Annotated in this window: 12 protein-coding genes; 4 read left to right on the forward strand and 8 right to left on the reverse strand. The window is 35.8% G+C overall.

What is annotated here, in order from left to right:
• The coding region (locus HXN26_RS09670; protein WP_273160974.1) for a hypothetical protein at nucleotides 1-190 on the forward strand (190 nt) is incomplete at its 5' end.
• Here the strand turns inward: HXN26_RS09670 and rodA are convergent.
• The 6 genes from rodA to HXN26_RS09700 form a co-directional block, all read right to left on the reverse strand.
• Nucleotides 152-1,627, reverse strand: coding sequence for a rod shape-determining protein RodA (gene rodA / locus HXN26_RS09675; RefSeq protein ID WP_273160975.1), 1,476 nt, complete (start codon nucleotides 1,625-1,627; stop codon nucleotides 152-154). The two genes, HXN26_RS09670 and rodA, sit on opposite strands and share 39 nt — an antisense overlap.
• Nucleotides 1,617-3,827, reverse strand: a complete 2,211-nt coding sequence (mrdA, locus tag HXN26_RS09680; RefSeq protein ID WP_273160976.1) for a penicillin-binding protein 2 — start codon at nucleotides 3,825-3,827, stop codon at nucleotides 1,617-1,619. Before mrdA ends, rodA begins: the two co-directional genes overlap by 11 nt.
• Nucleotides 3,824-4,327 carry a rod shape-determining protein MreD gene (mreD, locus tag HXN26_RS09685; protein ID WP_273160977.1) on the reverse strand — a complete coding sequence of 168 codons (504 nt, stop codon included), beginning with the start codon at nucleotides 4,325-4,327 and terminating at the stop codon, nucleotides 3,824-3,826. The genes mrdA and mreD overlap by 4 nt, the downstream gene beginning before the upstream one ends.
• Before the next feature lie 80 nt (nucleotides 4,328-4,407).
• Entirely contained in the window at nucleotides 4,408-5,289 is an 882-nt protein-coding gene (mreC, locus tag HXN26_RS09690) for a rod shape-determining protein MreC (protein WP_273160978.1), read from the reverse strand.
• Nucleotides 5,290-5,373: 84 nt separating this feature from the next.
• Complete coding sequence (locus HXN26_RS09695) at nucleotides 5,374-6,396, reverse strand: rod shape-determining protein (protein WP_273160979.1); 1,023 nt, start codon at nucleotides 6,394-6,396, stop codon at nucleotides 5,374-5,376.
• A gap of 111 nt (nucleotides 6,397-6,507) precedes the next feature.
• Entirely contained in the window at nucleotides 6,508-7,101 is a 594-nt protein-coding gene (locus tag HXN26_RS09700; protein WP_273160981.1) for an IMP cyclohydrolase, read from the reverse strand.
• A 260-nt stretch (nucleotides 7,102-7,361) separates the two neighbouring features.
• Here HXN26_RS09700 and mutY point away from each other — a divergent pair, with 260 nt between their 5' ends.
• Nucleotides 7,362-8,345 (forward strand): A/G-specific adenine glycosylase, encoded by a 984-nt coding sequence (gene mutY, locus HXN26_RS09705; RefSeq protein WP_273160983.1) that lies wholly within the window; start codon nucleotides 7,362-7,364, stop codon nucleotides 8,343-8,345.
• A 15-nt stretch (nucleotides 8,346-8,360) separates the two neighbouring features.
• Here mutY and HXN26_RS09710 read toward each other — a convergent pair whose 3' ends face one another.
• A complete protein-coding gene (locus tag HXN26_RS09710) occupies nucleotides 8,361-9,644 on the reverse strand; it encodes an MFS transporter (protein WP_273160984.1) in 1,284 nt (427 codons plus the stop codon).
• A gap of 140 nt (nucleotides 9,645-9,784) precedes the next feature.
• Between HXN26_RS09710 and HXN26_RS09715 the strand changes: the two genes are divergently transcribed.
• Both HXN26_RS09715 and HXN26_RS09720 read left to right on the forward strand, forming a co-directional pair.
• A complete protein-coding gene (locus HXN26_RS09715; RefSeq protein ID WP_273160986.1) occupies nucleotides 9,785-10,567 on the forward strand; it encodes a tRNA threonylcarbamoyladenosine dehydratase in 783 nt (260 codons plus the stop codon).
• Nucleotides 10,568-10,742: 175 nt separating this feature from the next.
• Nucleotides 10,743-11,648, forward strand: a complete 906-nt coding sequence (locus HXN26_RS09720) for a DMT family transporter (RefSeq protein ID WP_273160987.1) — start codon at nucleotides 10,743-10,745, stop codon at nucleotides 11,646-11,648.
• A 515-nt stretch (nucleotides 11,649-12,163) separates the two neighbouring features.
• On the opposite strand, the gene HXN26_RS09725 is transcribed toward HXN26_RS09720, so the two are convergent.
• Nucleotides 12,164-12,715 carry a 3'-5' exonuclease gene (locus HXN26_RS09725; RefSeq protein WP_025000072.1) on the reverse strand — a complete coding sequence of 184 codons (552 nt, stop codon included), beginning with the start codon at nucleotides 12,713-12,715 and terminating at the stop codon, nucleotides 12,164-12,166.
• Between the last annotated feature and the right edge of the window lie 283 nt (nucleotides 12,716-12,998).

Genomic DNA, 12,998 nt, shown 5'->3' on the forward strand with positions numbered 1-12,998 from the left:
AATAAAAGCGTTCCGTGAGCTTTCAGCCTACCAAATGTCCATTACGCCTTATATTGCTATTTCAGTTCTTTCTTATAGCAAACGAGCTATTGATTTTTTAGCAGATTGTACATTATCGTACACAATTGCAAAAAGATTGTTTGTTTCAAAATTATTGTCTAATCAGGTTTCTTCCTGCATCTATACGTAGGAAGATAAATAATAATAGTGTGAAACCCCATAACGAAGAACCACCATAACTAAAGAATGGCAGAGGGATACCAATAACGGGAGTCAAGCCAAGTACCATTCCAACATTGATAAAGACGTGAAAAAGGAAAATGCTTGCAACACAATAACCATAGACTCGCCCAAATTTAAAAGTTTGTCGCTCTGCAACATACATCAATCGGAGTATTAAAGCTAAGAATAGTAACAGCACAGCTGCCGAACCGAGGAAACCTTCTTCCTCGCCAACCGTACAGAAAATAAAGTCGGTATCTTGCTCTGGCACAAAGTTGAGCTTTGTTTGTGTCCCATTCAAAAAACCTTTTCCCTGTAATCCACCAGAACCAATTGCAATTTCACTTTGATGTACATTATAACCGGCACCAGCAAGGTCTTCTTCTAATCCTAATAACACATTAATACGTACACGTTGATGGGGTTGCATAACATCATTCAATACATAATTTGCTGAATAGAAAAATGTTATTGACCCTATAGCAAACGTAGCTATAAAAAGATATTGAATTATTCGAGCACTCATAGCATTATAAACTAAATAACCTATAAGGGCTGCTGAAATTACAAGTTGTACCCAAACTATGTCGAAACGAATAACAAACTCGGAGAATAGAAGACAAAGTATAGTAATACTAAGAGAAAACAACAAGATTTTCTGCGCCTTTACCTTATCTTGTAAATAGGTCCATACCATTCCTGCGCTAAATAGCTGTACAAGTAAAAGAACGCTAAATTTTCCGACAGATGTTGGCGTATTCCAAAGCATTACATCATCATATTTAACACCTACAACAAAATATATTACCATAGCAACTCCTGTAAAAAGGAATGAGCCTGGCATACCTTCACGATAGAACATTAAGAAAAATGATAAGTAAACAAGTGCAGAACCTGTCTCGCGCTGGCCTACAATACATAACATTGGCAAAAATACAATACCAACTGCAGCCGCAAAATGCTTCCAATTAGATATAGTAAAGCCATAGGCCGACATAAATTTAGCGATTGCTAAAGCTGTAGCAAACTTTGCAAATTCTGCTGGTTGCAAGCGTAATGGACCTAATACTATCCAGGAACGTGACCCTTTTATGGAGTGAGGATTGAAAATCGTAGCAAATAACAACAATAATAGCAGGGCATAAATCACATAAGCAAAAGTGTCATAAATGCGATCGTCCATCATTAACAACACAAATCCAAGGCAGATAGATGTTCCTATCCAAACGATTTGCATACCAGAACGAGACGATAACGACAATATATCAGTATCGCCATAAGTATAACTTGCACCGCAGACACTTACCCAGCCAAAAGAAAGCAAAGCTAAATAAATGCCTATCGTCCACCAATCTAATGAACGAAGTACACCGGTTTGTTTGTTAGATTTATAATTACCTGCCACTTTCTTGCTTTTTATTCGTTTTTACTGCCTTTTGCTTGTCGTTTGTTTTACGACTTTCATTATCTTTCTTCTTGCTATTTGCTTTTTCTTTGTTCTTTTCTTTATCTTTCTTATCTTTATCTTTGTCTTTGTCTTCCTTCTCCGTTCTTATTCTTACTTCTTCATCCGCTTTAATAATAGGGTCGTTCAATGGTTGCTGACGCTTTTCCTTCTCCTTTGCCTCTCGTTCTGCCTTTAGTTCCCGTTCTCTTTGTTTAGCTTCCATATTTTGTTTCTCACGAACAAGCCTCAAAGAATCCTTTATATGGTTTACACGCTTTATCGAATCTAAACGCAAAGAATCTGAAGTACTAAGCTTTTGCTTAAAAGGATAACTGATATGACGCTTCTGAATTGATGTTGCCTGAGCTTCATCGTGAGGTGTTAACTTACCATTTATATATTGTTCCATCATTAAAGAACCAATTGGAACTCCATAAACAGCACCGAAACCACCATTCTCTACATACACAGCAATAGCAATTTTAGGAGACTCTACGGGAGCAAATCCCATAAAAACAGAGTGGTCTTTGCCACGATTTTGTGCTGTTCCAGTCTTACCTGCAATAGAATAACCAGGATGTACAGCATGAGCACAAGTACCTCCACGTGCAGAAGAAACCATTCCAGCTACAACTTCGTCAAATGCACGTGGTGTTCCCATCACCTTATGCTTCTTTAAATATTTCTCGTCCAAACGTTGTCCTTGAATCTTTCGTACAACATGTGGTGTGTAGAAATAACCTCGATTGGCAATAAGAGCTCCGAGATTAGCTATCTGTAAAGGAGTTAAATTTATTTCTCCCTGCCCTATCGATATAGATATAACCGACAATGGATTCCATTTCCCAAATGCATTGTCATAGAATTCGGCATTCGGAATTAGTCCTCGCTTTTCACCTGGTAAGTCAATTCCTAACTTATATCCAAATCCCATTGATACCATATAATCGCGCCAACGATCCATTGCAGCATCAAGGTTTTTATATTTTTGTCTATTTGACAACATATAATATAGTCCCCAACAAAAATATGCATTACAAGAAGTACTCAATGCTGGCACAATAGAAATTGGAGATGCATGTCCGTGACAACCTACATGAAGACCACGGAAAGAAAATCCATGCGGACAAGGATAACGAGTTGAATCGTTTATAATTCCTTCACTATAATAAGTAATAGCTTGACTTGTTTTAAAAGTAGAACCGGGAGGATATTGTCCCATAATAGCTCTATTAAGCAATGGCTTTGATGGATCAAGTGTCATTCTTTGTTGATTCTTTCCTCTCATCTTACCAATCATATCACGAGGATCAAAAGTAGGTGAAGAAACCATTGCTAATATTTGTCCTGTCTTTGGTTCAATAGCAACAATGGCACCTAACTTACCTTCCATTAAACGCTCTCCGAGTGCTTGCAAATCGGCATCAATACCTAACTGCAAATCTTTTCCTGCTTTAGGTTTCTGGTCGTATTGTCCGTCTTTATATCTTCCTTTTATTCGTCCATGAGCATCGCGAAGTAAAATTTGAACTCCTTTTTGACCACGCAATGCTTTTTCGTATTCACGCTCAATACCCTGTTTACCTATATAATCGCCAGGAAGATAATAATCATCTTTCTCTACATCACTTTGACTGACTTCCGCAACATCGCCAAGAATATGTCCAGCAATAGTAGCATTATATTGACGAATGCTGCGTTTCTGAATATAAAAACCTGGGAAACGATATAGTTTTTCTTGGAAAGAACTAAACTCTTTATCGCTCAACTGACTTATGAAGAGTTGCTGAGTAAATCGTGAATAACCTGGATTCTTTGTTCTATCCTTAATATCATTCATACGTTGAACAAAGAATTCCTTTGTAATGTTTAAAGCCTTACAAAATTCTAAAGTGTCAAGATGACCTTTTTCTTCGTTCATTACCACCATAATATCATAAGCAGGCTGGTTATAAACGAGCAGTTTCCCCTTTCTGTCAGTAATAATACCTCGTGAGGGAAACTCTATTTTCTTTAAAAAAGCATTAGAATCGGCGCGTTTCCGATAGTCATCACTTGCTATTTGAAGCGCAAACAAGCGTATCAAATAAATTGTAATGATAGCAAGTGCAACACCGCTAAGCACAAAACGACGTTTCTCAAAGTCATAATTCTTCATGCGCGACTCCTTACATGCTCAATCACCAATATTAAAAATAAGGAAAGCAAAGCACTACCACCAACACATTGTAGCCAAATAAAAATATTGAAGAAACTAAACATTTCCAAGCTAAAGAATACAAGACAATAAATAAGCGTCAAAACGATGCTATACCAAACATATTGTCCAAACCCAAGTGTCCCAATTCCGGGCTGTAAATCTTCAGCACTTTCACGTGAAGTAAATGGTCGCAACAAGTATGGCTGTATAGCTGCAATTAAAGTAAGTGAAGCTGCTGAAACTCCAGGAGTATTTGAAAATGTGTCAATAATCAGCCCCATGAGGAATCCCCACAAAATAATAGCCCACTGTGGATAGTTTCTTCTGAAAAGGAAGATAAAATAAATATAAGGTAATGGAGTTGCAAAACCAAACAAATGAATATGGTTTAGTACAAACACTTGTGCTAGTACTAAAATCAAAAACCAACCCAAAGTTTTTATAAAGTCTATATTCATTTCCTTAAATCTCTTACTAAAAACTTATTGTTTGACTACTACCCAACTATTCTTATGCAAACGCAATATGCTTATTGCACCTAATTTTTCTCACTAAAATCTGTATTCAAGTGCTTAATTGAATCTTTTGCAGCATCCATAACTTTCTTCTTTTCTCTTACTGCAGCATCATCAACGACACAAACATCGCGCAAATTGCCAAAATCTGTAGTTAATTCCACTGCTAAACGGAACGAAAGACCATCTTCAGAATTATAAACGTGCTTTATCTTACCAACTAAAATTCCTGCAGGGAAAATTGCTGAATAGCCACTTGTTACAATTCTATCACCTAATTTGAATTTTGCATGACGGGGAACATCGTCCAAATAAGCTATATTCTTTGCTCCTCCAGTCCATCGCAGATATCCAAAATAACCTCGACCTTGTATAGAACAACTGATATTCGATTTAGAATTTAATACAGGTAAAACTATAGAATAATGGGTGCCAACAAGATAAACTACTCCGACAACTCCATTTCCACAAGCTACACCCATATCTTTCCTCACTCCGTCCCATGAACCTTTATCGATTGTTATAAAATTCTCTTCCTTATCAAGAGAGTTGGATACAACCTTCGCATTAATGAGCTTAAATTCTGAAAGAAATCTATATTGTCCCTTTTGGACGTACTTTGGATCGCGAGTCTTTTCATAAAGTTGCTCGGATAGCTCCTTCACTTGACGTTCCAACTGTACATTTCGGTCAGTCAATTCACGATTCAACTTACCCATTGAGAAGTAAGAAGTAATCGTAGAACTTAGCTCGTAAACCTTTCCTGCCACAATATTGGCAGAGGTAAACCAAACGCTACCTTGGTAATTGTTGAAACGGAACAAAAGTACCAAACTGGTTATTTCCAGCAAAACAAAAAGAAACCAATGTTTATATTTGGCAAGAAATTCAGTGAGGTTATTCATTCTAACAATTTATCAACAAAATGAAAGCGACTATTGAAGAAATTATCTTAACATTTCTTCAACAGTCAGCCCTATCCTAATCCTTTATCTCATTAAGAATGAGAAACGATCTACATTATTTAATGCGATTCCTGCTCCCTTAGCAACACTATGTAATGGATCTTCAGCTACATGGAATGGAATATTTATCTTATCTGTTAAACGTTTATCAATTCCACGCAATAATGCACCACCTCCACTCAAATAAATGCCATTCTTTACAATATCGGCATACAATTCAGGTGGTGTATTCTCTAAAGCTGAAAGAACCGCATTTTCAATTTTAGCTACTGTTTTATCTAGACAATGCGCTATTTCTTGATAACAAACTGGAACTTCCATTGGTAATGCTGTTATACGATTTGGACCATGAACAATATAATCTTCTGGAGCCTCGTCTCCTAAGTCAGTCAAAGCTGAACCAACGTGAACTTTTATTCGTTCTGCCATACGTTCGCTGACACGAACATTATGTTGGCGACTCATATATTCTTGAATATCAGCTGTTAAATCATCACCTGCAACACGTATAGAGTTATTGCAAACAATTCCACCCAAAGAAATAACGGCAATTTCAGTACTACCGCCACCAATATCAACAATCATATTGCCTTCTGGTGCTTCTACATCAAGACCCATACCAAGAGCAGCTGCCATTGGTTCAAAAATAAGATAAACATCGCGTCCATCTGCATGTTCAGCAGAATCACGAACCGCACGAAGCTCTACTTCTGTTGAACCAGAAGGTACACCGATAACCATACGTAAAGATGGAGAAAACAAGCGATTACCGCTATGCACCATCTTGATAAGTCCCCTCATCATTTGTTCGCACGATGAAAAGTCTGCAATCACACCATCACGAAGTGGACGAATAGTACGAATATTGGGATGTTCCTTCTCATACATCAACTTGGCATCATTACCTACAGCGATCATTTTATCGGTACGACGATCAAGTGCCACTACAGAAGGTTCATCAACAACTATCTTATCATCACTGATAATGATAGTATTTGCAGTTCCCAGGTCCATTGCTATTTCCTGGATAAATGAAAAAAATCCCATTCTAAAAAATTTGATATGTGGTGAAAACGAGGAGTTTATCCTTCGTTATATTATTTATCTTTACTCTCAGTTTATATCTTTCAAGTGCTTACTTAATGCAAACTTCATTTTTTATTTCGCAAACCAATTATGAATAGCGGTATCGTAATGACTGCTAATACCAAATGCACGTTCAGCAAACATCTTTCGATCTTCAAGTCCTGTCTTTGCACCTTGTTTATTCAGTAACTGCAAAAGAACTGGGTATTCAGCTTTACTTGGTATAATAACAACATCATTGAAATTCTTAGCACCTGCTCGTATCAAAGAAATACCTCCGATATCTATTTTTTCAATAATATCGGCATCACTCGCGCCACTAGCTACAGTTTGTTCAAACGGATACAAATCAACTATAACCAAATCGATTGCAGGAATATCATATTCAACCATTTCCTTTTGGTCTCCACCAAAATTACGACGCGCTAATATGCCTCCAAAAACTTTGGGGTGCAAAGTTTTTACTCGTCCTCCTAAAATAGAAGGGTATGTTGTTACGTCTTCTACTTTTTGACATTCATAACCTAAAGATTCAATAAATTCTTGCGTACCTCCAGTACTGAGGAATTTAACACCCTCTTCATTCAGTTTCTTTAAAATATCCTCTAATCCATCTTTATGGAAAACAGAGATTAATGCTGTCTTTATTTCTCTTATACCAGCCATAATTTCATAAGATTTCGTTTTGCTTTGCAAAGATACAAAATACTACAGTAAGTAAACAAGAAAAATAGATAAAAAAACAATAATTCATATAATTATTATTCAAAACCAATGTAACAAACAGCATTTGAGCATTTTTCAACGATTTGCGAATGACGATATGTGAGTTATGTTTGGTATGTGTTCGCATAAAAAATAACGTCTAAAAAGAACTAGAAATTTGAAAAAGAAGTTTGTTTCAATATTTTAAGTATCTTTGCATCATGAATTTTAGCAAGACGATACTAAATTGGTATGCCTTAAACGGACGGGAACTTCCGTGGCGGCAAACCACCAATCCATACGCTATTTGGCTAAGCGAGGTCATTATGCAGCAAACGAGAATAGCTCAGGGTACTGCATATTGGGAACGTTTTATGAAACGTTGGCCTAATGTTTATGCATTGGCAGAAGCAACTGAAGACGAGGTTTTAAGAGAGTGGCAGGGACTTGGCTATTACTCTCGAGCTAGAAATTTACGCAAAGCTGCACAACAAATTGTAGAAAAAGGATATTTCCCACAGACTTTCAATGAGTTAATAGAAATAAAAGGGGTTGGCGAATACACTGCATCAGCTATTTTATCCATGTCGTTCGCAACTCCTATTGCAGTAGTTGATGGTAATGTTTATCGAGTTCTTTCTCGCTATTTTGGAATTGAAACTCCAATAGATTCTACTCAAGGAAAAAAAGTATTCAAAACTATGGCACAAGAATATCTTGCAAAAGAAAATCCTGCAGCATATAATCAAGGAATAATGGACTTTGGTGCTATACAATGTACTCCAACGTCTCCTAACTGTAAAATATGTCCATTAATAGAAACATGCTTTGCAGCAAATAATAACAAAGTGGCTGAACTACCTATAAAATCAAAGAAAATAAAACAACGCGAACGCCATTTCTCCTTTATATATATAAGGTGTAATGGTAAGACTGTTATCCGTCGCCGTGGCGCAGGTGATATTTGGCAGGGTCTTTGGGAACTACCCACAACAGAATTGGTTAGTAATGTTATTGAGAAAGCGGCTTTAATAAAAAAGAATGTAAAGCATATCCTTACTCATCAAATTATTTTTGCTGATTTCTATCTATTAGAAACAGATGTGTCTCCAACTCTTCCTACTGATTTCATATGGATAAAGGAAAACGAGATAGAGCATTATGCCCTACCTCGTCTTATAGATTTACTCGTTAAAAGTCTTTGATATTATTAATATGCTCTATGCATCTTTCTTACCAAACTTTGGATCAACCTTCAACAAGGAAGCAACAATGAAAGGGAAAATGCATGACACCATTACCAAAACAAAAAACGTGCTATAGCCTACAGCATCTGCTAGAGCTCCTGCAAATAAACCTGGTAACATCATCGAAAGTGCCATAAAGCCAGTACAAAGGGCATAATGACTGGTTTTATGTTCTCCTTGACTGAAATATAGCATAAATAGCATATAGGCACTAAAGCCAAAACCATATCCAAAGTTTTCTACAAAAATAGCAGCACCAATAGAAAAAGGTGAAGATGGCATTACAAAACCTAAATAAACATAAGCTATATTAGGCAGGGTAATGGCAAAAGTCATGGGCCAAAGCCACTTTTTTAATCCATCTTTACTGGCTACCATTCCTCCCAATATACCTCCAAGAAGTAATCCTACAACTCCAACAATTCCATTTATAACACCAAAAGTTTCTAAGGAAAGGTTTAATCCACCCTTATCGGCTGTGGCCCTTAGGAACAATGGCCCGACAGTATTCAACAAAGCTTCTGGTAAACGGAATAAAAGCATAAATGCAATTGCTATCAAAACCTCTTTTTTACGGAAAAAGCTTGCGAATGTACCAATAAATTCGTTGAATAGTTTTGAAGCCGAAAGTTGGTTATGCTCTATATCTGTATCAGGTTTTGGCAATACATATCTGTGGTATAGACTTAATCCTATAAACAATGCTGCCAAACTATAAAAAACTAACGACCACGAAAGTTGTACTTTCATATATTCGTGTAACAATCCTGCAAGAGCAACTAACCCCCCTTTTCCAACAACCATTGAAATGCGATAAAATGTTGAACGAATACCTACAAAGAAAGCTTGCTCGTGCTGTTCAAGACCTAACATATAAAAACCATCTGCCCCAACATCGTGTGTAGCACTCGAAAAAGCTAACAGCCAAAAAAAACAAATGGTACCTTGTAACCAGAACGATGTATTTATAGTAAAAGCAACACCTGCAAAAGCGGCACCAAGTAACATTTGCATGGTTAACACCCACCATCTTTTTGTTCGAATAAGGTCAAGAAATGGACTCCACAATGGTTTTATCACCCATGGAAGATAGAACCACGATGTGTAGAAAGTAGCTTCAGTATCGCTTAAGCCCATTTCTTGATAAAACACCAACGATACCAAGACTACTGCCGCATTGGGTAATCCCTCTGCAAAATAGAGTGTAGAAACCCACGCCCAAGGCGATATTTTCTTTTTAAGAGTCTGTTTTTGCATTATTTATAAGCATTTTATTAATGTGTAATTTCTTACATTGGTTGCAAAGGTAAAGAAAAAAGCTAACATAAAAATAGAAACTACTGCTATTTTATGGGAATGTTATCTTAACTTTGCAGCCACAAACGAATTTAGACAATATGGATAATCAATTTTCAAGAACAGAACTACTTTTGGGTAGCGATGCTATGGACACCTTAAAGAATAGCAAAGTGCTGGTTTTTGGTGTTGGCGGCGTTGGTGGATATGTTGTAGAAGTATTGGCACGCAGTGGCGTGGGCACAATAGCCATTGTTGATGACGACCACATCGGATTATCGAATATGAACCGTCAGATCATTGCTACTCATTCTACACTCGGACGGGCAAAGGTTGATGTTATGGAAGAACGAATAAAAGACATTAATCCTTCGTGTGAAGTAAGGAAGTTTCAAACATTCTACCTTCCTGAAGTGGCAGACCAATTTGACTTTTCACCATATAATTATGTCGTAGATTGCATTGACACTGTAGTAGCAAAAATTGATATTATAACACGTTGTCATAATCTTAAAACACCTATCATTTGTAGTATGGGGGCAGCTTTTAAAATGGAACCTACACAACTTATGGTTACTGATTTATTTAAAACTATAAACGACCCTTTGGCAAAAGTACTAAGAAAGAAACTGCGCAAAACAAACGTACGCAATATAAAGGTTGTTTATAGTCCAGAAGAACCATTATCATCTTTATCAATAGAAGAAAACCAAGAATCAAACTGTGAAATTGAAAAATCTGAAACTATTGCACATAAGAAACGAACAACTCCTGCTTCGAACGCATGGGTACCTGCAGCAGCTGGATTAATAATAGGTGGCGAAGTGGTTAAAGACTTGTGTAGAGCTGCTGAAACTCTGCGGAAAGTGAATGTGAAAGATTAAACACTATTAAGAATAAAAGGAAGAAAACTACTGGCTTAAATTTAGTTTCAAGTGTTAAATATCACATAAAAAACGTATAAATTTCAGGTTTCTAGAATATTTGAAAGCAAGAATTTTGTTTATAGTCTAAAAATTCTTAACTTTGCGCTACTCTAAATCATACATAGATATTTATATGACTAACACCATTACAGAGGGGAAGAATAGAGTATTACTCTATCATCTAATTGCAATTGTAGTTGTAAGCATTTGGGGTGCGACGCTTGTGAACACAAAAGTAGTGATACAAGGTGGTATGCGCCCTGACGAAGTATTTCTATCTCGCTACATCATAGCATATCTTGCTATGTGGACACTATCATATAAGAAGTTATGGTCCGACAATCTTAAGGACGAACTATTGATGGTGGCTTGTGGTCTGTTAGGAGGTTCGCTCTATTTCATACCCGAAAATTTTGCTGTTCAAGTAGGTTGTGTAAACGATATTAGTTTTATTCTCTGCACATCACCATTATTTACTATGTTTTTTGCTATACTTTTCTGCAAAGAAAAGCTAACAAAATCGCTTGCAATTGGTTCTCTTATTGCTTTGGTAGGTGTATCGTTCATAATATTTGGTGGAAACAGTGAATCCTCAGTAGTAGAAGATCGTATTTTGGGAGATGCTTTAGCTTTGTTATCAACTGCATGTTTTGGTGCATATTGCTTATTGCTACGTCCATTAAGTCAAAAATATGGTGCAGCATTTCTTACTAGAAAAATGTTCTTTTATGGTTCACTAACAAGTTTGCCATTATTTATTATTACACCATGGCAATTCCCATTAGATCATTTCCTTACAGATCTTCCTGTTACTTTTAACCTTCTTTTCCTTGGTTTAGTAGCATCGTTTTTCTGTTTTGGTGCATGGAGTTTTGTTACCGAAAAAGTGGGTGCTGTAAAAATAGCTAACTACAACTATCTTAGCCCTATCTGTACTGTCATTATTAGCGCCATTTTCTTAGGTGAAAAAATGACAGTCGAAGCTGCTATTGGTAGTGTGTTAATCCTAATTGGTGTATTCTTTGCCAATAAAAAATAAGAAAAATAAAATAATAAAACAGAGGGTGTGTCAAAATATAAATCCACCTTTCTAAATCTTACAGATTGAAATAACCCCTATAAGAAGAATCCATTTCAAACTCATTATTGAGTTGAGAAATGGACTCTTCTTTGCTTTTATAGGAGTTCAACTTACAGATTATAAGTTGTCAAGTTCCAAATTAGTATTTTGACACACCCTCTGTTTTGTTTAAATTTAAATTTACTTCAATATACTCATACATTTTTTACAATATTCGTGAAAAGACAGAAAAAGAATGAATCGGAAAAATTATAATTACAAAATAAAAAAACGTAATTATGTTTTTCCTATTTTATAATTATAAATTCGAGCGAATTATATATAAATTCAAAAGACATTTACGAACTACTGAAAAGTTGGAACAATTTCTATATAAAATAAAATAGAATCTTGAAAAAAACTACGAGTACGTTAAAGCTTATAAATCATAAGTTGCTGATTAGCAAAAAAAATGCGTGCTATTTACCAAGTATTTATAGTTTGCCATTACAAAAACTCATTTCTTCTAATTCCACCCAACCTGCATCTTTTATTTCACGTAAAAAAAGACGGGCACACATTTCCGCATCATCACCTGCACGATGGTGATGTCCATAAGATATATCAAATTGATCACACAGATAATCGAGTTTGTTGCAATCGAAATCATAAATATGACGAGCTGCACGCAGAGAACAATAATAATCTACTTCGGGAACAGGAATACCATAGGACTTTAAAGAATGACGAATACAACTTATATCAAAGGAAGCATTATGAGCTACTAATACAGGACATTGGCGTAAATATTCTGAAATTTCAGCCCAAACTTCAGGAAATAATGGAGCATCAGCTGTATCAGCAGGCTGTATACCATGTATTTGGGTGTTCCAATAATCATAACGATTGCCTTCAGGACGTACTAACCACGATTTAGATTGTACCACTTGACCTCCATTTACAATACATATACCAGCTTCACAAATTGAATTTCTTTTAGCCGTTGCTGTTTCGAAGTCGATAGCTATAAAATTTATATTATGCATTATGAATATAAGTAAGTATTAAACCTATTCTTATCAGACCATTTATAATTAAAAATAATGGTCATCGATATGGAATTTCTAACACAAACTTACATAAAATAATTGAATTAGCACCAAAGAGATAAAGAAATATATTTCTATCTAAAAGAAATGAATCATGTATACCATTTATAAAAAAATGAAGTATCGTTATAGAATGAAAATGATAAGTATAAAGAAGAATTAAATAAAAAAGAGGGTGTGTCAAAATTGATACATCCTCTTTTTATTCTTCCTTTACCTT

This window comes from Prevotella aurantiaca, assembly GCF_015262605.1.
GTDB lineage: Bacteria > Bacteroidota > Bacteroidia > Bacteroidales > Bacteroidaceae > Prevotella > Prevotella aurantiaca.